Genomic DNA, 22,531 nt, shown 5'->3' with positions numbered 1-22,531 from the left:
GGGTGCACCTACCCTGCAGGCGTGGTGGGGGTCGGGACGGGCACAACCGGCGCCGTCACGGTGACCGTGCTGGCGCCCGAGTAGTCGGAGGCCGTCTCGCCGCAGAAGTACCGGAACTTCACGGTGAAGTTTCCGGTGCCCGCCGTGACGGTGGTCGTGGTCGTGTCCGGCCCGGTGCGAGCGGGGGAGGAGACCCCGTTGCCCTCGGCGAGCAGCTCGTAACCGGAGAGCTCCTGGCCGGCCGGGCAGGACTGCCCCGGCCAAGTGACCGTGACGGTACCGGCGGGAGCGACGGTGGACGGCGTGGCCGACGGCGTGCCTGAGGGCGCGTCGGGGAGCGCGGGAATGAAATCGGAATAGACCCGCACCTCGATCGGCGTGCCCTCGGCGACCCGACCCGTGGGGTTGATCCCGTAGACCCTGTCGACCTGGTCGGCGTCGGGGGCAGCCTTGTCCGCCACCACGTTGGCGCTGAGACCGAGCTCGCTGAGCCGGTCCCGTGCCTCAGAGCTGGTCATACCGAGGAACTCGTTCTGGTCGAGTTCCACCATGTTGGTGGACGGCGTTGGTGTCGGCGTGGGCGTGGTCTTCGGCGGAGTCGGCGTCTGGGAGGTTACCGTGGGTTCCGGTTCCGGCGTGGCGGCGGGCTGCATGAACAGCGTGACCAGGGTACCGACGAGAACCAGACCGAGGATGGAGATGAGCGCCACCAGCGGCCAGGTCCAGGGACTGCGCTTCTTCTTTTTCTTGGGATCCGCTGCGGCTGCCGCGGCGGCCGCCTCAGCGCGGGTGCCCGGCTGTGTCACACCGGACGCTGACGGCATCAACTGGGTGGTCTGGTCGTTGCCGGCACCGGGCATCAGCATGGTGGCCGCTGTGGGCGTGAGGCCCGTCATGACGGCCGGTACGGATGCGGCAGCGGCCGCGACGTCACCGCGGCGGAGCGCGATGGCGGCACGAGCCAGGTGCGCCGCCGAGGCGGGGCGCTCGGCTGGGTTCTTGGCCAGGCAGGAGATCACCAGGTTACGGACCGGCTCCGAGACCGTTTCGGGCAGGGGCGGTGGTTGCTCGTTGATCTGAGCCATCGCGATCGCCACCTGGGACTCGCCCGTGAACGGGCGCCGGCCGGCGAGGCTTTCGTAGGCGACGATGCCCAGGGAGTAGATATCGGTGGTCGGCGAGGCCGAGCGTCCGCTCGCCTGTTCGGGCGAGAGGTACTGCACCGTGCCCATGACCTGGCCGGTCGCGGTGAGGGGAACCTGGTCGGCGATACGTGCGATGCCGAAGTCGGTGATCTTGACGCGGCCCTCTGGGGTGATCAGCAGGTTGCCCGGCTTGATATCGCGGTGCACGAGCCCGGCCGCGTGCGCGGCATGCAGGGCGGCGGCGGTCTGCGCGACGATGTCGAGGACCTTGTCGGCGGGCAGCGTGTGCTCGCGTTCGAGGATCGTGGAGAGCGCCTCACCGGGCACCAGCTCCATGACGAGGAAGGCGCTGCCGTCTTCTTCGCCGTAGTCGAAGACGTTGGCGATGCCCTCGTGGTTCACCAGGGCGGCGTGCCGGGCCTCAGCGCGGAAGCGCTCGAGGAATCCAGGGTCGCCAAGGTACTCGTCCTTGAGGATCTTGATGGCGACTGTGCGCCCGATCACCAGGTCGACGGACTGCCAAACCTCGCCCATACCGCCGATGGCGATGCGGGATTGCAGCTCGTATCGTCCCCCGAAGGTGAGCCCTGCTGTGGGTCTCATTTATTCAGCACCGCCTCTAGTACCTGTTTCGCTATCGGTGCGGCAAGCAAGTTGCCGTACCCCGTCTGACCGAGTCCCCCGCCATCTTCGATGAGAACGGTGATCGCGTATTGCGGGTCTGCCGCGGGGGCGAATCCGGTGAACCACAGTGTGTATGGGTCATCGGCGCCGTTCTCCGCAGTCCCCGTTTTTCCCGCCACGTCGACTCCGTCTATTCTTGCATTGCTCGCGGCCCCGTCCTGGACCCCGTTGACCATCATCTGGGTCATGGTCGCCGCGGTTTCGGCGCTGAGCACCCGGTCGGCGGCGACGGGTTCGAAGGTCTGCAACGGGCTGAGGTCCGGTGCCAGGATTTCATCGACCAGGTTGGGCTGCATTTCGATACCTCCATTGGCGATCGTCGCTGAGACCAGCGCCATCTGCAGTGGTGTGGCGCGCACGCTGGTCTGGCCGAAAGCCGACAGGGCAGTCTGCGCGTCGTCGGGGTCTTCGGGATACTCACTGGCGGTGACCGACAGGGGGATGGTGAATTCGGAGTTGAAACCGAACTTCTCTGCCATGGCGCGGATGGCGTCATCGCCGAGCGCCAGGCCGAGCTCGGCCATGGGGATGTTGCAGGACAGTTTGAGCGCCGTGGCGATGGTGACGGTGTCGCCCGAACCGCAGGTGCCGCCGCCGGAGTTGATCACGACGGAGCTGGAATTGGGCAGCGTCCAGGTCGCCGGGTTCGGGAACGTGCTCTCCGGGGTGTACTGACCCGATTCCAGGGCCGCGGCCACCACCACGAGCTTGAACACCGAACCGGGCGGGTTGAGCGAATTGATGGCCCGGTTGATCAGCGGGTTGCCCGGAGCGTTGACGAGGGCGTCGTAGGTGTCGTTGACCGCGGCACTGTCGTGCACGGCGAGGGTGTTGGGGTCGTAGCTCGGCTTGGACACCATCGCGAGCACCCGGCCGGTTTTGGGCTCGGTGACGACGACGGAGCCGGTGTTGTCGCCCAGCGCATCCCAGGCGGCCTGCTGCGCGACCGGGTCGATGCTGGTCTCGACCGAGGCGCCCGTGGGGTCCTGGCCGGTGACCAGGCTGGAGACCTGGTCGAAGAACTGCGCATTCGAGGTGCCGCTGAGCTCGCCGTTGAGGGCCTGCTCCAGCCCGGTGGGCGCACCGTTGACCGGGATGAAGCCGGTGATCGGGGCGTAGAGCAAGCCGTTGCTGTAGGTGCGCTGGAACTTGTAGTTGTCATCGACCGGCATCGACTGGGCGATCGGCTCGCCGCCGGCGAGGATCGCGCCGCGCTCGACGGAGTAGCTGTCGAGAAGGGTGCGGGTGTTCCGGTCATCCGCCGCGAGGTTATCGGCCTGGAAGACCTGCACGACGGAGGTTGATCCGAGCAGGGCGGCGAACATGAGCATCACGACGATGCTCACGCGCTTGAGTTCACGATTCATCTAGACCACCAGCCGAGGTTGGTTGCGCACAGTGTCGGACAATCGCAGCAGCAGGGCCACGATGATCCAGTTGGCGACGAGGGAGGAGCCACCGGCGGCCAGGAACGGGGTGGTGAGGCCGGTGAGCGGGATGACACGGGTGACACCGCCGATGACGATGAAGCACTGCAGGGCGATGACGAAGGAGAGTCCGACGCCAAGAAGCTTGCCGAAGTCGTCTTGACCGGCGAAGCCGATACGGAAGCCGCGGGCGACCAGGAGCAGGTACAGGGCCAGGATCGCGAAGACGCCGGCCAGGCCGAGTTCTTCGCCGAGGCTGGCGATGATGTAGTCGCTCTGGGGGACCGGGGTGAGTTCCGGACGGCCCTGGCCGAGGCCGGTGCCGATCAACCCGCCCTTGGCGAGGCCGAAGAGACCCTGAACGAGCTGGTAACTGCCGCCGGCTGCGTCGTAGACGGCCGGGTTGAGCGCATCCAGCCAGTTGGTGAACCGGCCGTTGACGTACTCGAGGGTCTGGCTGGCGATGAGGGCCCCACCGAGGAACAGGCCCATGCCCAGCAGCACCCAGCTGAGCCGGCCGGTGGCGAGGTAAAGCATCACCAGGAACAGTCCGAAGTACAACAGGGCTGTGCCCAGGTCGCGCTGGAAGATGATGACCGACATGGACAGGGCCCAGACGACCAGGATCGGGCCGAGGTCGCGCAGACGCGGGAAACGCATTCCCAGGAACTTTTTGCCGACCATGGAGAGGCTGTCGCGGTTGCGCACGAGGTAGCCGGCGAAGAACACGGCCAGGGCGATCTTGGCGATCTCGCCGGGCTGGAAGGTGGCGAACGAGCCGAAGCCGATCCAGACCCTGGCACCGCTGACCTCGCGGCCGAGACCGGGAACCAGCGGCAGCAGCAACAACAGAACGCCGACAAAGCCGGCGACGTAGGTGTACCTGAACAGCACGCGGTGGTTGCGGATGATGAGGAGCACGGCGATGGCGAGGGCGATGGCCAACCCGCTCCACACGGTCTGCCGCACGGCGGCGCTGGCCCAGCCGGCCTCCTCGTTGGCGATATCGATGCGGTAGATCATCGCGATGCCGATGCCGTTGAGCAGGGTGGCGATGGGCAGGATGAACGGGTCGGCTTCCCGTGCGACAAAACGCAGCACGATGTGCATCGCGAACACCAGGCCGGACAAGCTCGCGCCCAGGAGCACCAGGGTGGTGTCGATCTGGCCGAGTGCGCCCAGCTGCACGAGCACGACGGCGCCCAGGTTGATGCCGCAGGCGAGGATCAGCAGAAACAGCTCGAGATTGCGCAGCTTCTGAGGCAGGTGCAACCGGCGGATTTTGCCGGTCTGCGGGGCCGCCTCGCGGGCATCCGAGGTCGTTTTACTCTGCCGGGGCATTGCTCAACCGTTCCACGATGAGTTTGGCGTCTTCCAGGGATGACGCGTTGATGGTGCGCTCCACCAGCTGGCGGTCGTAGACGCGCAGCTGGTTCAGCTCCAGGTTGGTGTCTTCGTAGACGCTGGAGAGTTTAAGCGGGCCCAGATCCTGCTGGATGCCCTGGTAGATCGCGACGGTGCTGCCTTCGACGCCGACGAAGTACCGGCTCTGCGTCCACTGGTAACCCAGCAACGCGGCACCGACGATGGTCACGATCAGCAGCACGATGGCGGCCAGCCAGGTGACCTTGCGGCGTGTGGCGCGTCGCGCGTCTTCCTCGATGAGTTCGGACAGGTAGTCCTGGGAGTCGGGTTCGAAGTGGGTTTCCCGCACGGGGTGCAGTCGCAGCGAAGGGATGCGGGGTGCGCGGGTGCGCACCGGCTCCTCACCGAACGCCAGCGGCGCCGCGGCGGAGCCGACCACGATCGGCTCACCCAGTCGTTCTCCGCCGGAACCGATGTCGACGACGACGATGGTGACGTTGTCTGGCGCGCCGCCGTCCAGGCTCTCCTTGACCAGGCGGTCGGCAACGGCCTGCGCATCGAGCGAGGATCGGAGGGCGTTGCCGATGCCCGTGTTCGACACCACGCCGCTCAGCCCGTCGGAACAGATCAGCCAGCGGTCGCCCGCCCGGGTGGCCAGGATCGAGGTGTCGATCTCCGGAGAGGACTCGACGTCGCCGAGTACCCGCATCAGCACCGACCGGCGCGGATGCACCATGGCTTCGGCCTCGGTGATGCGACCGCTGTCGACGAGGCGCTGCACGAAGGTGTGGTCGGTGGTGATCTGCGACAGCTCACCGTCCCGGAACAGATAGATCCGGGAATCACCGATGTGCGCGATGGCGACCTGGTCATCGAGCACCACGAGGGCGCTGACGGTGGTGCCCATGCCGGTGAGTTCGGCGTGCTCGAAAACAGTCTCGGCCAACTGCGAGTTCGCGGCGATCAGCGCAGCCTGGAGCGCGAACTCGGCGTCCTGAGCCGACAGGTAGGCCGTGTCGGCCTCCATGATGCGCTTGGTGGCGATGGCCGACGCCACGTCACCACCGGCGTGTCCGCCCATGCCGTCGGCCACGACGAACAGGGTGTGTCCCGCGTACCCGGAGTCCTGGTTGTTGGACCGAATCTTGCCAACGTTGGACGCGGCTGCGCTGTGACTAACCGATGCCATGCACTACCGCCGAAGCTCGAAGCTCGTCGCGCCGATTTTCACGGTGGCGTTCAGCGGCACCGACGTTGGCACGGCAACACGTTTGCCGTCGAGGAAGGTGCCGTTGGTGGAATCCAGGTCCTGCACCATCCAGTCGTCATGCCACAGCATCAGCCGTGCGTGGTGGGTGGAGGTGTAGTCGTCCCGGATGACCAGACTCGAATCGCTGGACCGGCCGATGGTGACCGGCTCGGTGCCGAGCGGGAACTCGGTGCCGGCCTTGGGTCCGGAGGTGATGACCAGGCGGGTGGCGGTCTGCGCGGTGGCCTTCTCTGGCCCGGCTTGCGGAAGCGGAGCGGCCTGCTGGCGGGAGAACTGCTCGGTGGGAGCGGAGGCCGAGGCCGCCGGGGGCTGCGCGAACGCTCCGGCGGGTACCGGCGCGGGTGGCGGGGTGGCGAAGGGTACGGGTGCCGCTGCGGGCGCATCCGTGGACATCTTGCGCACTCGCTGGCCGAACAGGTCACTGCGGAGGGCGTAGACGATGCCGAAGATGAACAGCCAGAGCACCAGCAGGAACGCCAGGCGCAGAACAAGAAGGGTCAGTTCACTGGGATTCATGCGTTCGGCCCCCAGAAACCGCCCATATCGTGCCGTTGGGTGGACTCGTCGACCCGGCGGGCCTCGGTTCTGTCGGTGCCGGCCTGGGCGACGACCCTGAAGACGATGCTGGTGCGCCCGATGGTGATGACCGAGTCGGGCTCGAGGATGGCCTGTTTGACGGGGGAGCCGTTCAGCTGGGAGCCGTTGGTGGAGCCGAGGTCGCGTACCTGGGCGCGGGCGCCGTCCCAGATGATCTCGACGTGGCGGCGGGAGGTGCCGGTGTCGTCGATGGTGATGTCGGCGTCCGAGCCGCGGCCGATCACCGTGCGGGACTTGACGAGCTGATGACGGTGCCCGTTGATGTCAACGACCGGGGTCCAGGCCACGCTGCCGTTGACGGAGGTGGAATCGATCTGCACCATGCCCTCGCTGAGGCCGGGGTCGTTGGCGAACGTGATCGAGACGACGCCGGTGAACTGATAACCCTGCGAGGACGCGTGCTGCTGCACGAGCTGGACGAGTTCGTCGATGAGGGCGGGGCCCAGATCTCTCATGCGGCCGAAGTCGGCCTGGGCCAGGCGCACGGTGAAGCGATTGGGCGCCAGGATACGATCCCGCGACACGACCGCGGCTTTGGTGTCGAGCTCACGACGCAGCGCTGAGGTGATCTCCACCGGCTGCACGCCCGACTTGAAGGTCTTGGCGAAAGCGCCGTTTACGGCGCGCTCAAGACCTTTCTCAAAGTTATCCAGTATGCCCACAGGTCTCCCGATCCGGTCCGTTTGGCTATGAGCATGTTACTTGCCTCACGTGTTAACTCGCCCAATGGGCGGGTCAGGGCACGGGAAGTCATCCTACGGGGGTAGTGCGGTCAGACCACTAACGGGGGGCATTCCGCGGGTCTGGGGCAGGCTGAATGGGGGCGGAAGCCCTCGAATGGCGTTCAGGCCCTGCGGAATGCTAGGATTTCAAAGTTCGCGCGAGTGGCGGAATTGGCAGACGCGCTGGCTTCAGGTGCCAGTGTTCGAAAGGACGTGGGGGTTCAAGTCCCCCCTCGCGCACAGTGAAAAAGTGCACGATGGATGAATAATCTGCGCGAACAGGAAAGGCCCCCGGGAAACCGGGGGCCTTTCGTCATTCTCGGTGGTGCATACGGAACTGCACTCGCTGTCACGCTCTCACCGGATTCACCAGTTCTGGTTCTCAATGGCATCGGTGAGTGTTGTTGTACTTCTGCACCGCGCGTCCCTACGGTGGAATTACACCGCAGCGGCGCGAGAGGCTCGAACGTGCAGCACCCGCCGCCGGTGCATCACCGAGAGGACCACCGTGAAGCGTTTCACCATGCCCGGAACCGAGATCGTCGCCCCGAACGTTGTGCTGGGCCTGATGCGGATCGCGGAGAAGACCGACGACGAGGTGCGCGAACTGGTGCGCACCGCCCGTGACGCCGGCATCGACTTCCTCGACCACGCCGATGTGTACGGCACCGACCTGCACGGGTGCGAGCGCCGGTTCGCCGAGGCGATGCAGCTCACCCCGTCGCAGCGTGACGAGCTGACCATCCAGACCAAGACCGGGATCGTGGGGGATGGGCCGTACTTCGACTTCTCTTATGAACACATCATGGATTCGGTGGACGGTTCCCTGGCCGCGCTCAAAACGGACCACATCGACATCCTGCTGCTGCACCGCCCCGACGCGCTTGTCGAACCCGAAGAGGTCGCCAGGGCCTTCGACGAGCTGGACGCCGCCGGCAAGGTGCGCGCCTTCGGTGTCTCCAACCACACCCCGCGCCAGATCGACCTGCTCAAGAAGTACGTACGACAGCCGCTCGTTGCCAATCAGCTGCAGCTCTCGATCACCCACGCTCCGATCGTCGCGCAGGGCGTGGCGGCGAACATGGCCGGAGAGCAGCAGTCGCTCACCCTCGACGGCGGCGGAATCCTGGACTACTGCCGGCTGAACGACATCACGGTTCAGGCCTGGTCGCCGTTCCAGGCCGGCTTCTTCACCGGGGTCTTCCTCGGCTCAGCGGAGTACCCCGAGCTGAACGCGGTCATCGACCGTCTCGCCGCTGCCTACGACGTTCCCGCGATCGCCATCGCCACGGCCTGGATCACCCGCCACCCCGCACAGATGCAGGTGGTGCTCGGCACCACCAGCCCTGAGCGGGTGGCCGCGGCCGCGCTCGGCTCGGAGATCCCGCTCACCCGCTCAGAGTGGTACGAGCTGTTCCGCGCCGCGGGCTACCGGGTGCCGTAACCCTGGCTAGTCCTCGACGGTGAAGCCGAGGAGGGCGCCGGGGGAGGCGACGATCAGTCGCCCGGCTCCGGCGTCGACCCCGACCATCCGCACCGACCCGATCGAGAACGTGTCACTGAGCTCTCCGGTCGCTTCGCAGGCTTGGTGGTCGTCGCCGCCACCGAACGACGTGCTCTCGCCGGTTCCGGGGTACATCGCGATCAGCGGCTCGCGCTGGATGGAGCAGGCGTAGACGGCCTCCTCCGAGGCGTCGGAGTGCTCCCCGGTGATGAGGTTCACGATCGTCGATTCGCCGTCGATGAGCCTGACGCTATCGGCAGAGAATGAGGCGAAGGTCGATTCCTTCTCGTCGCCGGTGCCGTTGTAGTCGTCGCCGCCCAGCGGGAGGGTCCAGTCGATCTCCCCTGTTGCCACGTCGACCCCGACGAGATCGACGTCGAAGTCGGTGCGGGTGACGTCGAAGCCCGACCCGTCTGCTTTCTTGACGACCGATGTTGTACCGGAGTTGATGACGCAGAAGGTGCGCTTGCCGTCGGCCCGCGCCTCTTCACGCACGTAATAGTCACAGAACTCGGCTCCGTCGAGGCTCCAGACGCTCTCACCGGACTCTGGATCCAGCGCCACGACGCGCTGCTGCGTTGCGTCGTCGGTGTATTCGGTGGCGTCCGCACGGGACGCGTCGAACAGGCCCCCGGCGCCGATCAACAGGCCGGTGGTTTTCTCTTTGGTCCAGAACCAACCGCCGTCGGACGAGGTGCCCTCACCGAAGACATCCTGATAGGGGCGCTCCCAGAGAAACTCGCCGTCGGCGCTGCTGCCGAGCATCTCGGTGCCTTCCGGGGGTCGGCTATTGGTGGAATAGACGCGGTTGCCGATCAGGCGGGCCGAGTCCGGCAGCACGACGTCGGTATCCGGGGTGATCTCGCCTCCGGCGGTGGTGAAGCGGTAACTCAGGCTGCCGGCGTCGTAGTCGGTCTGCTTCCAGCCCGTGAAACAGATATCGGTGCCGTCGGCGCAGGATGACGGTCGGCTGGTCGCCCAGACCCGGTTGTCGGTCAGCGGGACAGGCGTTCCCGTGCCGAGGTCCGCCAGCACCAGGTCCTGCCAGTCTTTGTCGTCGCCCGGGCGAAGGTAGGCGGCGTAGTGCTGGTCGCCGTCGCTGATGATGGTGGCCGACGCCTGCACGCCGACCGTTGCCGCCCCGGTCACTGCGCTGTCGGCCCAGAGCTGTTCACCGGTCGTGGCGTCCCAGGCCACGACCTGCAGGGAACCTGAGGACGCCTTCGCGTAGGCGAGAACCACGCCGTCTGCCGCGGCGGGATCGCCGACCAGGGACGCGTCGACGGACCAGTCCGGCGTGGCCACCTCGTCGAGCTCCCGAGCCGCGATATCGGCGGCGCTTTCCGGGATCAAGCTGGTCCCCGGTGTGCAGCCGGTGAGAGCCACCAGCAGCACCAGAGCCGCGATCGGCAGCGTGGACGTGGCTCTGAACATGGTTTCCCCCGAATCCCCCCTGGCGCGCTCGCCAAGACTGCAAGTATGGCGCATCCGCCCCGCTCGGGTGACTATCGAGAACGAACGCAGGGCGCGGTGGCGTTGATCGAGATGCCCGCGGCGGTGCCGCGGATCGACAGGGTCTCCAGGCTGCCGTCCGGCACGGAGTAGAAGTCTGTTCCCATGGCACGGTCGGATCGGCTGAAGCCGCTGATCTCCCAGGCCGTTGTGATCGCGTCGAAGGCCTCGTCGGCGCTGTCGGCGATCTCGAAGATCGGGATCACGACAGAGCCCGTCACCTGCTCGTCGGAGCCGCCGGTGCACGTCGTGGTGGTGACAGAGGCCGGCCCGCGGATGCCCGCTTCGTCGCCGGCGGCAGCCAGCAGCGCCGTCACCAGGGCGAGGTCGCCGGCAATCCGGGTGGTGGCATCCGCCGGATCGACGACGGCCGGGGGAGTGGCGCCGGGCAGCCCGGCCAACCTGTCGTCGGGCTCGGCCGAGCCGAGCGGGAGCCCCAGGTAGCCCGTCAAGGTCTCTGGTGAGTCGGTGGCGGTGGCTGGTGCCAGGGATACGTCGAAAGATGCCAGAGGCAGGCCGTCGACCTGGGTCTGGGAGTCGTCGAGCTCGGTCAGCAGGCCGGCCACGTCCTCGACGTCTCCGAGAGCCGCGACCCGCACCCTCAGGTTCGGACGCCACGCTGCGGAGTCCTTGCGGTTGTCGACACCGTCGAAGTACACGGAAGTGACCGCCAAGTCGGTGCTGAGCTCGGCGAGAAACCGTACCAGGCCGGTTCCGGGCGAAGTGGGGTCGATTGTCAGGGAGGAGCCCTCGCTCGAGCCGTCCGCCGGCGAGGTGAGAGTGATCGCCGGCAGGGCTCCGCTGCCGAAACCGGGCAGTGCCCGGACTGTTGTTGTCAGGTCGGCCCAGACCGAGGCGGACTCGACCTCGATGCCGACAGGCTCACCGTGCTGGAACACCGACACCGACAGGGTTCCAGGCAGGTCGCGCAGGGCGACGGCCGCGTCGGCCATCTGCTCAGGATCGAGGCTGGTGATGACGCCGATGCCGGGCGGCGAGAAGCTCAGCGACACGTCGGCGCCGCCCTTCTCGCCAGGGATCCGCACGACGGAACTCATCGAGACCGTGCCGTTCTGGGCAGCCGAGTCGACCGACACCGCCAGAGCCGGCACGTCCACGTTCGAGTCGTCGGCCTGCACCGTGAAGTGGGCGTCCCACAGGTCCGGTGCGGTGGGCGACTTGTCGGACTGGGCGAAGCCGTCGCTGACCCGGATGTCCGCGGTCACACTGGCCACCCCGGGGGTGGTCCGGATCTCGGTCAGGGCCTCGTCGACCACCGTAGTGACCTCTGTCGGTGGCCCGTCGGCGGGCCCTGCCCAGGCCGCGCACCCCGTCAGCGTAAGCGCCAGCGCCAGCGCCCCGACCCCCGCGCCGGCCGTCATCCGTAAGAACCCCCGTGCTGTCATCGAGCCAGTATCCCGCACCGACCTGGACGGTGTGCCACGCGGAGCCAGGCGCCCGGCTGAACACTCACGGCCGACTCAAGGCCTGCCTGTTACTGTCGGTTGGTCACCTCGAACCGAGCTGACACCACAGTCGTCAGGGAGATCCCGTGAATCAGCCGCGCATGAACGTCGAGTCGTTCAACCTCGACCACCGCACCGTCGTCGCGCCGTACGTGCGCCTGGCCGACACCAAGGTGCTGCCGCTGGGCGATGTCATCGTGAAATATGACGTGCGCTTCACTCAGCCCAACGTCGCCCACCTGGAGATGCCGGCGGTGCACTCGATCGAGCACCTCTTCGCCGAGCACTCCCGCAACCACTCGGACCGGGTCATCGACTTCTCGCCGATGGGCTGCCAGACCGGTTTTTACCTGATCCTGCAGGGACGACCGGAGTTCACCGAGGTGCTCGAGCTGATCGAGGCCACCATGACCGACATCCTCGGCGCCTCCGAGGTGCCGGCGGCCAACGAGGTGCAGTGCGGCTGGGGCGCGAACCACTCGCTGAGCGCCGCCCAGGAGGCCGTGACGGAGTTCTTGGCCGGCCGCGACGGCTGGGCCAACGTCACCGCATGAGCAGCGTAGACACCCTCGGCGCGAGCACCCTCATCCCTGACAGCCCCGACGCGATCGTCCTGGTCGCCATGGCGGAGGAGGCCGCGCCGTTCCTGGCGGCGGCCACCGTCGCCGCCGAACCGGTCACCGTGGGCAAGGCCCTGCAGTACCGGCTGACGCTGGCCGGGCGCGATGTGCTGCTCGTGCAGGGCGGTATCGGGCTGGTCAATGCGGCCGGTGCAACGACATCCGCGATTCTCGCCGCCCGGGCGGGTGACCCTGTGGCCGCGCCGCTGGTGATCAGCGCCGGCTCGGCCGGCGGCGTGGGCGTAGAGGTGCGGGTCGGTGAGGTCGTGATCGGCAGCGACTGCCTGAACAGCGACGCGGATGCGCGCCCCTTCGGCTACGCCCTCGGCCAGGTGCCCGGCATGCCCGCCCGGTATGCCGGCGCGGCCGCTGCCCTCGACGCCGCCGAAACGCCCACCCGGATGCCCGACGGGTCGGCCCTGGTCGTGCAGCGCGGGCTGATGGTCTCCAACGACAAGTTCGTGGGCGCCGAGCTCGCCGAGACACTGCGCGAGCTGTTCCCGGGGGTGCTCTGCACCGACATGGAAACCGTGGGAATCGCGCAGACCTGCTTCGCCTACGGAGTGCCCTTTGTGGCCATCCGCGGCATCTCGGATCTGTGCGGACCCGTGGGCGATCACCTCACCCACGTTGACGATGCGGCCGAACGTTCGGCCGTGGTGGTGCTGGAAACCCTCCGCCGGCTCTAGAGCTCGTCCATCGCGGGCGGGGGAGACCGGACCGATCACGGTGCTGCTGGTCGTGCCGGCGTTGCGCGCATCCGCCGAGGAGGTGATGGCCAACCCCGCCGGTACCGCCAGGGTGGCCGGTTACCCGCGTATCGCCGCCGGATCCGGCATCGTCACCCTGTTGCTGGTCGGCGTGACCGTGCTGATGGTCTGGAAGCCGTAACCGGGGCGGGTCAGGCAGCCTCGTAGGCGCGCCGCAGCGAATCGAGCACCTCGGCGGTGAGATCGTCGGGCTCGGCCAGGCGCAGCCGGTGGGTGACCATGCTGTTCCAGCTGCCGGATGCCTCCAACGCGTCGGCGCCATCGACGCCGGGCAGCTTGAGGCCCAGGTCGAGCCGGCCGGCGGTGACCTGCACGATGGCGAACTTCTTCGTCCCCTTGAGCAGACTGATGTAGCTGTTCGTGGGAGCGAGGTTCACCTCGCCGCTCTCACGGGCGTGGCTGACCAGGTCGTCGTAGGTACCCCGCCAGTGCGCCTTGCCGCCGCCGAACTGGGCGTTGATCTTCTCGTCGACCGGCAGGCGCTGCCCGGAAACCTGCCCCAGGGCCGAGACGAGGGCCATCGCATGGCCGGTGCCGAGGCCATAGTCGTCCTTCAGCCAGGCCACGATGCGGGCGGTCTTCACGTCGGGCCCGAGCAGGCCCTTGGCGGCCGCGGCGGCACGGAAGTCGTCCGGGTCGAGGCCGGTTTTGGCCTTGATGGTGTCGAAATACGCCTGGATCGTCATGGAGGTCCTCGCTGCGAGCCGGATCAGTGACGTTAACGTAGCAGGGCCGCGCATCCGGGTGGATGCGCGGCCCTGCAATGGTGCGAACGCTAGTCGAGCGTGGGCATCTGCTCGGTGATGTGCGCGATCGTGGGGATCGACGAGGTGATCACGGTGCCGTCGGCGCGACGGGTGTCCTCGATGAGCGCCGCCGTGGGAGCGCCGGGGTCGCGGGCGCCCTGGTGCGACAACGGAACGGTCTCCGGCTGGCCGGCAGTCACGATGACCTGCAGGCCGCGCACGGTGAGCCGCGCCTCGGTGCCCTCCTCGATGCTGAGGTGCACGCTGGTCTGCGTGACGGCCACGCGCAGGCGAGAGCCCTTCAGCGTGACCCTGAAGATCAGCTCATCCCAGTCCTCCGGCAGGCGCGGGTCGAGCGTGATGCGCCCGCTGTGGTCGCGCAGGCCACCGAACCCGTAGACCAGCGCGCTCCACACGCCACCGGCGGAGGCGACGTGCACGCCGTCCTGCGCGTTGTGGTGCAGGTCGGCGAGGTCCACGAACAGCCCGGAGGTGAAGTAGTTCAGCGCGAGCTCGTGGTAGCCCACCTCGGCGGCGATGATCGACTGCACGACATCCGACAGCGTAGAGTCGCCCGTGGTCAGCGGGTCGTAGTAGTCGAAGTCGGCCCGTTTCTCTTCCGGCGTGAACTGGTCGCCCTGCAACAAGAGCGCCAGCACCACGTCGGCCTGCTTGAGCACCTGGAAACGGTAGATCACCAACGGGTGGTAATGCAGCAGCAGCGGCCGGTTCTCCGGCGGCGTCGCGGTGAGGTCCCAGCGTTCCTTCTCGAGGAACTGGGCATCCTGCGGGTGGATGCCGAGGTTGCGGTCGAAGGGGATGTGCATCGCCTCGGCGGCGAAGGACCACTCCATCACCTCGGCCTCATCGAGCTTCAACCGTGCGGACATGGAGTCGAACGAGGCCCGGTCGACCGAGTACAGCCGGCGCACGCTCTTCACCGCGGCACGCAGGTTGGAGCGGGCCATGATGTTCGTGTACAGGTTGTCGTTGACGACGGTGGTGTACTCGTCCGGGCCGGTGACGCCGTGGATGTGGAAGACGTCGTTGCCGTTGCCGCGCCAGAAGCCCAGATCGGCCCACATCCTGGCGGTCTCCACCAGGATGTCGATGGCTTCGCGGGCGAGGAAGTCCTCGTCGCCGGTGGCCGCGACGTACTGGCTGAGCGCATAGGAGATGTCGGCGTCGATGTGGTACTGCGCCGTGCCGGCCGCGTAATACGCGCTGGATTCGAGCCCGTTGATGGTGCGCCACGGGAACAGGGCGCCGAGCTGGTTCAGCTCGGTGGCGCGGGCGCGGGCGTGGTCGAGCATGCCGTGCCTGAAGCGCAGGGCGTTCCTGGCCGCGTTCGGCGACGTGTAGGTGAGGAACGGCAGCACGTAGACCTCGGTGTCCCAGAAGTAGTGCCCGCCGTAACCGGACCCGGACACCCCCTTGGCCGAGACGCCCTGGCCGTCGGCGCGCATGGACGCCTGGGCGAGCTGGAAAAAGTTCCACCGGGTGGCCTGCTGCAGGGCCGGCTGGCCGGGCAGCTCGACATCCGTGCGGGCCCAGAATGCGTCGAGCCAGTCGCGCTGCTCCTGGATGATCGCGGCGACGCCGGCTTCCTTGGCACGGTCGAGGGTGCGGTCGCACCGGTCGGCGAGCTCGTGCGTGGGCACCCCGGCCGAGGTGTGGTAGCTGAGCAGCTTGGTGATGCGGATGGGGTTGCCCATCTTGGCCTTCACCTTGTACACGTGCTTGGCCAGGTCGTCGCCCAGCTGCGACGACTCGTCGAAGTCGTTGATCGTGTCGATCGAGTGGTCGGACGCCGTGGCGATGGTCATGCCGGAGTTGGTGCACCGGAAGCCCAGGATGTAGCGGCCGTTGTTGGCCCGCTTCAACCGCGGCTGCAGCACCCGGTCGGTGAACGTCTCGGCGCGGCGGGGATCCCAGTCGTTCGCCGAACCGGACTTGGGCCGGTCGTACTCGCCGATGCCGTCCTGCCGGTTGAGGGTCTGGCTGGAGATGACGACCGACGCGTCGGCATCGAGCATGGTGACCTCGTACTCGATCACAGCGAGGTGGCGTTCGGTGAACGACACCAGGCGGCGCGAGCGGATCAGCACCTGCTTGCCCGACGGGGTGCGCCAGACCAGCGACCGCGACAGGATGCCGTCGGCAAAGTCGAGCCGGCGCTCGTAGCTGAGCAGCTCGGCGAGGGTGAGAACCAGGGGCTCGTCATCGACGTAGATGCGGATGATCTTCGCATCCGGTGCGTTGACGATGGTCTGGCCGACCCTGGCGAAACCGAAGGCCTCTTCGGCGTGCCGGATGGGCCAGGTCTCGTGGAACCCGTTGATGAAGGTGCCGTGCACGTGGCCGTCGCGGCCCTCGTCGACGTTGCCGCGGAGCCCCAGGTAACCGTTGCCGACGGCGAACAGGGTCTCGGTGCGGCCCATGTCCTCGCCGGAGAAGTCGGTCTCCACCAGCGCCCACTCATCGAGCGGGAACCGGCTGCGGTCCAGTGGGTCGGAGAGGTTCTGGATGGTCGCGTCAAGAGTCATGCGCGCACTCCACTCGGGGTCAGGACGGTGCTGCCGATCAGCGGCAGGAGTTCGTCGAGGTCGGTGACGACGGTGTCGGCCCCTGCCTCGAAGAGCACGTGGGCGCCGACGCCGCGGTCGACACCGAGCACCAGGCCGAAGTCGCCGGCGCGGCCGGACTGGATGCCGGACTCGGCGTCTTCGACGACGACACACTGGGCGGCGGTGAGGCCGAGCAGCTCGGCGGCGAACGCATAGGTATCGGGGGCGGGCTTGCCGGCGAGCTTCTCGGCGCGGGCGCGCACACCGTCGACGACGATCTCGAACCTGTTACGCAGGCCCGCGGCGGTGAGCACCATCTCACCGTTGAGGGAGCTGGTGACCACGGCGACCTGGATGCCGGCCGCGACGACCGCGTCGAGGAACCGGAGCGAACCGGGGTACGGGCTCACGCCGTCCTCGGCGAGGGTCTCGTTGAATGCCTTGTTCTTGCGGTTGCCGAGACCGCAGACGGTCTCGAGCTCCGGCGCATCCGTGGGCTCGCCGTCGGGCAGGGACAGGCCGCGGGAGGCCAGCAGCGACCGCACGCCGTCGTACCGGGGCTTGCCGTCGATGAAGCCGAAATAGTCGGCGTCGGTGTACGGCTTGACGCCCTTCGACTCGAGGAACGGGGTGAACAGTCGCGACCAAGCGCTCATGTGCACCTCGGCGGTGGGGGTGAGCACACCGTCAAGGTCGAAGAGCACGCCGCGCGCGCCAAGTACCCGGTCTCGGGTCTCAGCTGGCGTAAGGGGGGAGTGGGGGGAAGTCAATATGGAGCCCTGCTTGGTAGATGCGTGAAGAAATGGCTAAACCGGGTAGTCGAGCTTGTCACTTGCACTGTGGATCACGAAATTCTTGGGGGGTGTCGTCGCGGGTCAGGGAGACGGAGCGCGTGCATGTCGATCCTAGGTCTCGGACCTGTCCAACGTGGTGCCGATGTGTTAACGTTCTGTTGCAAATCTCCCCTCGCCGACCGAATCAGCCGGTCCCGTGCCGTTGTTGACTTCGGGTGTCACCCCGAATATGTTCACACGACGGTCCAGAACCAGGTCAGGGAAGCGCACCAGCGATGCTGCGACACCGGGAGAAGACGACGATGCAGGGGACAACCCGTGCCGATATATGAGTTCAGGTGCGACGTCTGCGCCCGTTTCGAGCAGATGCACCCGATGGGTTCGGCCCCGGAGACCGTCGACTGTCCCACCTGCCGCGCGCCCGCGCGCCGGCTGATGAGTGCCCCCCACCTGTCTGCGGCGGGGTCCGCCGCGTTCGGCCTGATCGTTTCGTCTGCGCGCAGTGCCTTCGAACCGGAGGTGGTCGAGTCCGCGCTCCCGGGACGACGGTCGGGCGCCGGTGCGCAATTCACCGCCAATCCGCTCCACAGGAAATTGCCGCGCCCGTAGTTCGCCTACGCGCGGCACCGAAAAAGAGGGGTTCCACATGCCAGAGCAACTGTTCCCGTTGGATTCGAGCAGGAAATTCGAAGACCAGGAGAAGGTGGGGCACAACCGGTGGCATCCGGAGGTCCCGCCGGTCGCAACCGTCAAGCCCGGCAGCTCCTTCAGGGTCGACTGCCGGGAGTGGTTTGACGGCGCGATCGTCAATGACGACTCGGCCGAAGACATCCTCAACGCTCCGCTGCTCACCGTGCACAAGCTCAGCGGACCGTTCGCGGTGGAGGGGGCGAAGCCGGGCGACCTCCTGATCGTGGACATCCTGGACGTTGGCCCCATCCCGCAGGAGGACTCCGGCCCCCTCGCCGGTCAGGGCTGGGGATACACCGGCATCTTTTCCCGGAACAACGGCGGTGGCTTCCTCACCGAGCAGTTCCCGGATGCCTACAAGGCCATCTGGGACTTCACCGGGCAGGTGGCCTCGTCGCGGCACATCCCGGGAGTCTCGTTCAGCGGACTGATCCATCCCGGTCTGATGGGCACGGCCCCCTCAGCGAAGCTGCTCGCCACCTGGAACAAGCGCGAGGGTGCCCTCATCGCCACGGACCCGCACCGGGTGCCGCCGCTGGCGTTGCCGCCGGAGGCGGAACATGCGGTGCTGGGCAGCCTGCCCGCGGCCGAGTTCGCGCGGGTGGCCGGTGAAGCGGCCCGCACGGCGCCGCCGAGGGAGAACGGCGGGAACCAGGACATCAAGAACCTGTCGAAGGGGAGCCGGATCTTCTACCCGGTGTTCGTCGACGGCGCGAACCTGTCCCTGGGCGACCTGCACTTCTCCCAGGGGGACGGCGAGATCACCTTCTGCGGTGCGATCGAGATGGGCGGCTTCATCGACCTGCGCGTCGATATCATCCGCGGCGGCATGGAGACCTACGGCGTGGGGGAGAACGCGATCTTCCTGCCGGGCACCGTCGACCCGCGGTTCAGCCAGTGGCTGGCCTTCTCCGGCACCTCGGTGACCCTGGACGGGGAGCAGAAGTACCTGGACTCGCACCTGTCGTACCAGCGGGCCTGCCTGCACGCCATCGACTACCTGACGAAGTTCGGCTACAGCCCGGAGCAGGCCTACCTGCTGCTCGGGGCCGCACCCATCGAAGGCCGCCTGTCGGGTGTGGTGGACATCCCCAACTCGTGTTCGACGGTGTATATCCCCACGGCCATCTTCGAATTCGACGTGCGGCCGTCGGCGGCCGGGCCGTTCCAGATCGAGCGGGGGATCGGAGCGCCCCGGGCTGCCAACCGGTGACCCGGGCTCGGCGCGCTTTCGGTCAGTGCGCCGTCATCGGCGCGTCGAGCGTGTCGGTGACCGACGGGGCCGGCCTGCGGATGAAGAACGCCAGCGGGATTGCGAAGAGCGAGATGATCGCCCCGTAGAGGAAGGCGCTCTGAATGCCCGCCGCGGTTGCGGCGACCTCGCCGGCGCCGTTGGCGAGCTGGGTTGCCGCGGTGGAGGACATCACCGTGACGAACAGGGCGGTGCCCGCGGCGCCGGCCAGCTGCTGGGCGGTGCCGACGACGGCGCTGCCGTGCGAGTACAGCGACGGCTTGAGGGAGGCGAGCGCCGACGTGAACAGCGGGGTGAACAGGAACGCCAGGCCGAAGCTCAGCGCCACGTGGGCCACCAGCACGTACCAGAACGGTGTCGTCGCGGTGAGCATGGTCAGGAACCAGAACGCGCCGCTGACGATGATCGACCCGGGCACGAGCAGCACGGTGGGGCCGAACCTGTCGTAGAACCGGCCGACGAACGGGGCGAGCAGGCCCATCGTGAGACCGCCGGGCAGCAGTAGCAGGCCGGTGGTCAGCGCATCCAGGCCCAGCACGGTCTGCATGTAGATCGGCAGCAGGATCAGGGTGCCGAACAGGGCCATCATGCTCACGGCGAGCATCACGATGGCGAAGCTGAACGTGCGCGAGACGAAGGTGCGCAGGTCGAGCAGGGCCCGGTCGGTGCGCTGCAGCGTGAGCTGGCGCCAGACGAACAGGGCGATCGCCAGCACGCCGATGGCCAGCGGCACCAGGCCGGCGGCGGCGTTGCCTGTGGCAGATTCGCCGAGGTTGCTCAGCCCGTAAACCAGGCCGCCGAAGCCGAAAGCCGAGAGGATCACCGAGACGACGTCGAGAGGCACCGCGGTGGGAGTGGTCACGTTCTTGATGCGTGCGGCGCCGAGGGCCAGGGAGCCGAGGGCGATCGGCAGCACGAGGATGAACATCCAGCGCCAGTCGAGCACGCTCAGGATGAGGCCGGAGATGGTGGGGCCGATCGCCGGGGCGACCGAGATCACGATGGAGATGTTGCCCATGGTCTTGCCGCGGGCGGCCGGTGCCACCAGGGTCATCACGGTGGTCATCAGCAGCGGCATCATGATGGCGGTGCCCATGGCCTGCACCACCCGGCCTACGATGAGCACCTCGAAGCCCGGTGCGATGGCAGCGATGAGGGTGCCCGTGCTGAACAGGGTCATCGCGGCGAGGAAGACCGGGCGAGTGTTGAACCGCTGCAGCAGGAAACCGGTGATCGGGATCACCACGGCCATGGTGAGCATGAACGCGGTCGTCAGCCACTGGGCGGCGCCGGCCGTGATGTTCAGGTCCTTCATCAGGTGCGGCAGCGCCACACCCATGATGGTCTCGTTGAGGATGACGACGAACGCGGACACCAGCAGCAGCGAGATGACGAGCTTGGTGCCGGCGGCATCCGGGGCATTGCCGGTCGGCGCGGCGGGCGCGGGGGCAGTGGTGACGGCGGAGTCGGTCATCGGGGTCCTAACGGAACGGGCTCAGGTGCGACCCCGGTATGAGGTACCCATGGTTCAACCAGAATGCGCCGGTTATGTTCCCGAATCGGACAATTGCGTCCGGCGCACCGGCACCATTTGTCCGCACGGGCAACAGTTGCCGGTCTTTTAGACTGGGGAGCATGGGGGAATGGCTGATCGACAACTGGACCGAAGTTTTGGGATTCGGAACGGGGGCCGCGTGCGTGTGGTTGGCCGCGCGCCGCAACATCTGGACCTTCCCGCTCGGCATCGCGAACAACCTGGTCTTCATCGTGCTGTTCTTCGGCGCCGCGCTCTACGCCGACCTCGGCCTGCAGATCGTCTACCTGGTGCTCGGGGTGATGGGCTGGCTCGGCTGGTCCCGGCACCGGGCCGCCGACGACCGCGCGCTGATCGGCCGGATGCCCAGGCAAGCCATCCTGCCGCTGGTCGCCGCCGCGCTGGCCGGCACCGCGATCATCGCCTACGCCCTGCACTCCTACACCGACTCCACCACCGAGATCGCGGATGCCGCCACCACCTCGGTGAGCCTGGTCGCGCAGTACATGCTCAACCGGCGCTGGCTGGAGAACTGGTTCGTCTGGATCGCCGTCGACGTGGCCTATGTGGGCCTGTTCCTCTATAAGGGGCTGAACATCACCGCCGCGCTCTACCTGCTCTTCATCGGCCTGTGCGTCTGGGGCCTTCGCGGCTGGATGCGGGCCCGCACAGATCAGACGGCGAGCGACTCCGGGGCGGCCGGCGCCTCGCCCCACCAACCGGTGCCAGCCGGCACGACGGGTGCCTGAGCCGGTGTCTGACCCGCTGCCGGCGGCTGACCCGGTGCCGGTGGCGGCGACCCGATTCGGGCACGGCCTGGTGCTCGGCAAGTTCTATCCTCTGCACGCCGGGCACTCGGCCCTGATCCGCGCGGCCCTCAGCCGCTGTGACAGGGTCACCGTGCAACTGTTCGGGGCCAGCGTGGAATCCATCCCGCTGAGCGTGCGCGAGGAATGGCTGCGCGAAGAGCACCCCACCGCGCACGTCGTGAGCGCCATCGACGACGCTCCGGTGGACTTCGACTCCGCCGACGCCTGGGACGAGCACATGGTGTTGATCCGGGCGCTGCTGGACTCCCCGGTCGACGCCGTGTTCTCCAGTGACCCCTACGGCGCCGAACTCGCCGCCCGCCTGGGCGCCGCGTGGGTGCAGGTCGACCCCGGCCGGCGGCACACCCCGGTCTCCGGCACCGCGATCCGAGCGGATGTGCCGGGTCACTGGTGGGCGCTGGCCCCCGCCGTGCGCGCCTGGCTGACCCCGCGCGTGGTGGTGCTCGGTGCCGAATCCACCGGCTCCACCACCCTCGCCGAAGCCCTCGCCGACCACTACGACACCGCGTGGGTGCCGGAGTACGGCCGCGAGCACAGCGAAACCCGGGTGGGCGGCCTGGACACCCCGTGGCGTAGTGACGAGTTCGACGTCATCGTGGACCGTCAGATCGGCTGGGAGAACCAGGCCCTGCGCCGGGTGCCGCGGCCGCTGCTCATCTGCGACACCGACGTGCTGGCCACCACCCTCTGGCACGAGCGCTACGTGGGACCGACCCCGGCGGGGCTCGTGGCGCGCGCCGCCGCGCATCCGCCCGCGCTGTACCTGCTCACCGGGGACGAGATCCCGTTCGTGCAGGACGGCCTGCGCGACGGCGAGCACATCCGGCACGCCATGCAGCACCGGTTTCGCCAGACGCTGGCCGGGCAGGACGTGCCGTGGCTGGAGGTGACCGGGTCGGTGCCGGAGCGCCTGGCGCAGGCGGCCGTGGCCATCGACCGGATGCTCGCCGGAGTCTTCGACTTCGCGCTGCCCCTGGAACAGCAGGCCGCGCTCGAGGCCGCCGTCGCCGCCGGGCCCGCCCGATAGGCTGAAAAC

The 22,531-nt window shown here is 67.7% G+C and carries 20 protein-coding genes and 1 tRNA gene; 9 read left to right on the top strand and 12 right to left on the bottom strand.

Annotated elements, in window-relative coordinates:
- Positions 1-8: 8 nt before the first annotated feature.
- The 6 genes from E3O60_RS11790 to E3O60_RS11765 are packed head-to-tail and all read right to left on the bottom strand — an operon-like array spanning position 9 to position 7,150.
- Positions 9-1,748 (bottom strand): protein kinase, encoded by a 1,740-nt coding sequence (locus tag E3O60_RS11790; RefSeq protein ID WP_088454794.1) that lies wholly within the window; start codon positions 1,746-1,748, stop codon positions 9-11.
- The gene (locus E3O60_RS11785; protein ID WP_134479620.1) at positions 1,745-3,196 is read right to left on the bottom strand and encodes a penicillin-binding protein 2; all 1,452 of its coding nucleotides are present in this window, start codon (positions 3,194-3,196) and stop codon (positions 1,745-1,747) included. The genes E3O60_RS11790 and E3O60_RS11785 overlap by 4 nt, the downstream gene beginning before the upstream one ends.
- The gene (locus E3O60_RS11780) at positions 3,197-4,597 is read right to left on the bottom strand and encodes an FtsW/RodA/SpoVE family cell cycle protein (protein WP_088454796.1); all 1,401 of its coding nucleotides are present in this window, start codon (positions 4,595-4,597) and stop codon (positions 3,197-3,199) included.
- Entirely contained in the window at positions 4,581-5,810 is a 1,230-nt protein-coding gene (locus E3O60_RS11775) for a PP2C family serine/threonine-protein phosphatase (protein WP_088454797.1), read from the bottom strand. Before E3O60_RS11775 ends, E3O60_RS11780 begins: the two co-directional genes overlap by 17 nt.
- Positions 5,811-5,813: 3 nt before the next feature.
- Entirely contained in the window at positions 5,814-6,407 is a 594-nt protein-coding gene (locus tag E3O60_RS11770) for an FHA domain-containing protein (protein WP_088454798.1), read from the bottom strand.
- The gene (locus E3O60_RS11765; RefSeq protein ID WP_088454799.1) at positions 6,404-7,150 is read right to left on the bottom strand and encodes a DUF3662 and FHA domain-containing protein; all 747 of its coding nucleotides are present in this window, start codon (positions 7,148-7,150) and stop codon (positions 6,404-6,406) included. Before E3O60_RS11765 ends, E3O60_RS11770 begins: the two co-directional genes overlap by 4 nt.
- A gap of 216 nt (positions 7,151-7,366) precedes the next feature.
- Here E3O60_RS11765 and E3O60_RS11760 point away from each other — a divergent pair.
- A tRNA-Leu gene (locus tag E3O60_RS11760) sits at positions 7,367-7,450 on the top strand.
- A gap of 268 nt (positions 7,451-7,718) precedes the next feature.
- The gene (locus E3O60_RS11755) at positions 7,719-8,654 is read left to right on the top strand and encodes an aldo/keto reductase family oxidoreductase (protein ID WP_088454800.1); all 936 of its coding nucleotides are present in this window, start codon (positions 7,719-7,721) and stop codon (positions 8,652-8,654) included.
- A 6-nt stretch (positions 8,655-8,660) separates the two neighbouring features.
- On the opposite strand, the gene E3O60_RS11750 is transcribed toward E3O60_RS11755, so the two are convergent.
- Positions 8,661-10,148, bottom strand: a complete 1,488-nt coding sequence (locus E3O60_RS11750; RefSeq protein WP_134498170.1) for a PQQ-binding-like beta-propeller repeat protein — start codon at positions 10,146-10,148, stop codon at positions 8,661-8,663.
- Between the two features lie 71 nt (positions 10,149-10,219).
- The gene (locus E3O60_RS11745) at positions 10,220-11,632 is read right to left on the bottom strand and encodes a hypothetical protein (protein ID WP_134498168.1); all 1,413 of its coding nucleotides are present in this window, start codon (positions 11,630-11,632) and stop codon (positions 10,220-10,222) included.
- A 161-nt stretch (positions 11,633-11,793) separates the two neighbouring features.
- Here E3O60_RS11745 and E3O60_RS11740 point away from each other — a divergent pair, with 161 nt between their 5' ends.
- From E3O60_RS11740 to E3O60_RS18510, 3 genes are read left to right on the top strand one after another with little or no spacing between them, the layout of a single operon-like run.
- Entirely contained in the window at positions 11,794-12,246 is a 453-nt protein-coding gene (locus E3O60_RS11740; protein WP_134498197.1) for an S-ribosylhomocysteine lyase, read from the top strand.
- A complete protein-coding gene (gene mtnN / locus E3O60_RS11735) occupies positions 12,243-13,001 on the top strand; it encodes a 5'-methylthioadenosine/S-adenosylhomocysteine nucleosidase (RefSeq protein ID WP_134408803.1) in 759 nt (252 codons plus the stop codon). The genes E3O60_RS11740 and mtnN overlap by 4 nt, the downstream gene beginning before the upstream one ends.
- Before the next feature lie 40 nt (positions 13,002-13,041).
- A complete protein-coding gene (locus E3O60_RS18510) occupies positions 13,042-13,203 on the top strand; it encodes a hypothetical protein (RefSeq protein WP_166788854.1) in 162 nt (53 codons plus the stop codon).
- Positions 13,204-13,213: 10 nt separating this feature from the next.
- Here E3O60_RS18510 and E3O60_RS11730 read toward each other — a convergent pair whose 3' ends face one another.
- The 3 genes from E3O60_RS11730 to E3O60_RS11720 form a co-directional block, all read right to left on the bottom strand.
- Positions 13,214-13,768 carry a DUF4287 domain-containing protein gene (locus E3O60_RS11730; protein ID WP_134498166.1) on the bottom strand — a complete coding sequence of 185 codons (555 nt, stop codon included), beginning with the start codon at positions 13,766-13,768 and terminating at the stop codon, positions 13,214-13,216.
- A gap of 89 nt (positions 13,769-13,857) precedes the next feature.
- Positions 13,858-16,374 carry a glycoside hydrolase family 65 protein gene (locus tag E3O60_RS11725; protein WP_088454805.1) on the bottom strand — a complete coding sequence of 839 codons (2,517 nt, stop codon included), beginning with the start codon at positions 16,372-16,374 and terminating at the stop codon, positions 13,858-13,860.
- Positions 16,371-17,099, bottom strand: coding sequence for an HAD family phosphatase (locus tag E3O60_RS11720; protein WP_088454806.1), 729 nt, complete (start codon positions 17,097-17,099; stop codon positions 16,371-16,373). Before E3O60_RS11720 ends, E3O60_RS11725 begins: the two co-directional genes overlap by 4 nt.
- Before the next feature lie 192 nt (positions 17,100-17,291).
- On the opposite strand from E3O60_RS11720, the gene E3O60_RS18990 reads away from it, so the two are divergent.
- The gene (locus tag E3O60_RS18990) at positions 17,292-17,798 is read left to right on the top strand and encodes a zinc ribbon domain-containing protein (protein ID WP_255455316.1); all 507 of its coding nucleotides are present in this window, start codon (positions 17,292-17,294) and stop codon (positions 17,796-17,798) included.
- A 37-nt stretch (positions 17,799-17,835) separates the two neighbouring features.
- Positions 17,836-19,092 carry a formamidase gene (gene fmdA, locus E3O60_RS11710; RefSeq protein ID WP_134498162.1) on the top strand — a complete coding sequence of 419 codons (1,257 nt, stop codon included), beginning with the start codon at positions 17,836-17,838 and terminating at the stop codon, positions 19,090-19,092.
- Positions 19,093-19,114: 22 nt separating this feature from the next.
- On the opposite strand, the gene E3O60_RS11705 is transcribed toward fmdA, so the two are convergent.
- Positions 19,115-20,605: an MDR family MFS transporter gene (locus tag E3O60_RS11705; protein ID WP_088454809.1), complete on the bottom strand. Its 1,491-nt coding sequence runs from the start codon at positions 20,603-20,605 to the stop codon at positions 19,115-19,117.
- 161 nt (positions 20,606-20,766) lie between these two features.
- Between E3O60_RS11705 and pnuC the strand changes: the two genes are divergently transcribed.
- Both pnuC and E3O60_RS11695 read left to right on the top strand, forming a co-directional pair.
- A complete protein-coding gene (pnuC, locus tag E3O60_RS11700) occupies positions 20,767-21,414 on the top strand; it encodes a nicotinamide riboside transporter PnuC (protein WP_088454810.1) in 648 nt (215 codons plus the stop codon).
- A 4-nt stretch (positions 21,415-21,418) separates the two neighbouring features.
- Complete coding sequence (locus E3O60_RS11695) at positions 21,419-22,522, top strand: AAA family ATPase (RefSeq protein WP_241980174.1); 1,104 nt, start codon at positions 21,419-21,421, stop codon at positions 22,520-22,522.
- The last annotated feature ends 9 nt before the right edge of the window (positions 22,523-22,531 follow it).

It is taken from the genome of Cryobacterium sp. TMB1-7 (assembly GCF_004402435.1).
Classification (GTDB): domain Bacteria; phylum Actinomycetota; class Actinomycetes; order Actinomycetales; family Microbacteriaceae; genus Cryobacterium; species Cryobacterium zongtaii.
The sequence above is the reverse complement of the archived record's forward strand: the minus strand, read 5'-3'. Positions and strand labels throughout refer to the sequence as shown.

What these genes read in the sequence shown, in the direction of transcription:
- E3O60_RS11705 (WP_088454809.1), bottom strand. Translation starts at nt 20,605, where the DNA reads ATGACCGACTCCGCCGTCACCACTGCCCCCGCGCCCGCCGCGCCGACC.
- E3O60_RS11785 (WP_134479620.1), bottom strand. Translation starts at nt 3,196, where the DNA reads ATGAATCGTGAACTCAAGCGCGTGAGCATCGTCGTGATGCTCATGTTC.
- E3O60_RS11790 (WP_088454794.1), bottom strand. Translation starts at nt 1,748, where the DNA reads ATGAGACCCACAGCAGGGCTCACCTTCGGGGGACGATACGAGCTGCAA.
- E3O60_RS11780 (WP_088454796.1), bottom strand. Translation starts at nt 4,597, where the DNA reads ATGCCCCGGCAGAGTAAAACGACCTCGGATGCCCGCGAGGCGGCCCCG.
- E3O60_RS11725 (WP_088454805.1), bottom strand. Translation starts at nt 16,374, where the DNA reads ATGACTCTTGACGCGACCATCCAGAACCTCTCCGACCCACTGGACCGC.
- E3O60_RS11740 (WP_134498197.1), top strand. Translation starts at nt 11,794, where the DNA reads ATGAACGTCGAGTCGTTCAACCTCGACCACCGCACCGTCGTCGCGCCG.
- E3O60_RS11730 (WP_134498166.1), bottom strand. Translation starts at nt 13,768, where the DNA reads ATGACGATCCAGGCGTATTTCGACACCATCAAGGCCAAAACCGGCCTC.
- mtnN (WP_134408803.1), top strand. Translation starts at nt 12,243, where the DNA reads ATGAGCAGCGTAGACACCCTCGGCGCGAGCACCCTCATCCCTGACAGC.
- E3O60_RS11745 (WP_134498168.1), bottom strand. Translation starts at nt 11,632, where the DNA reads ATGACAGCACGGGGGTTCTTACGGATGACGGCCGGCGCGGGGGTCGGG.
- E3O60_RS11775 (WP_088454797.1), bottom strand. Translation starts at nt 5,810, where the DNA reads ATGGCATCGGTTAGTCACAGCGCAGCCGCGTCCAACGTTGGCAAGATT.
- E3O60_RS11770 (WP_088454798.1), bottom strand. Translation starts at nt 6,407, where the DNA reads ATGAATCCCAGTGAACTGACCCTTCTTGTTCTGCGCCTGGCGTTCCTG.
- E3O60_RS18990 (WP_255455316.1), top strand. Translation starts at nt 17,292, where the DNA reads ATGTCGATCCTAGGTCTCGGACCTGTCCAACGTGGTGCCGATGTGTTA.
- fmdA (WP_134498162.1), top strand. Translation starts at nt 17,836, where the DNA reads ATGCCAGAGCAACTGTTCCCGTTGGATTCGAGCAGGAAATTCGAAGAC.
- E3O60_RS11750 (WP_134498170.1), bottom strand. Translation starts at nt 10,148, where the DNA reads ATGTTCAGAGCCACGTCCACGCTGCCGATCGCGGCTCTGGTGCTGCTG.
- pnuC (WP_088454810.1), top strand. Translation starts at nt 20,767, where the DNA reads ATGGGGGAATGGCTGATCGACAACTGGACCGAAGTTTTGGGATTCGGA.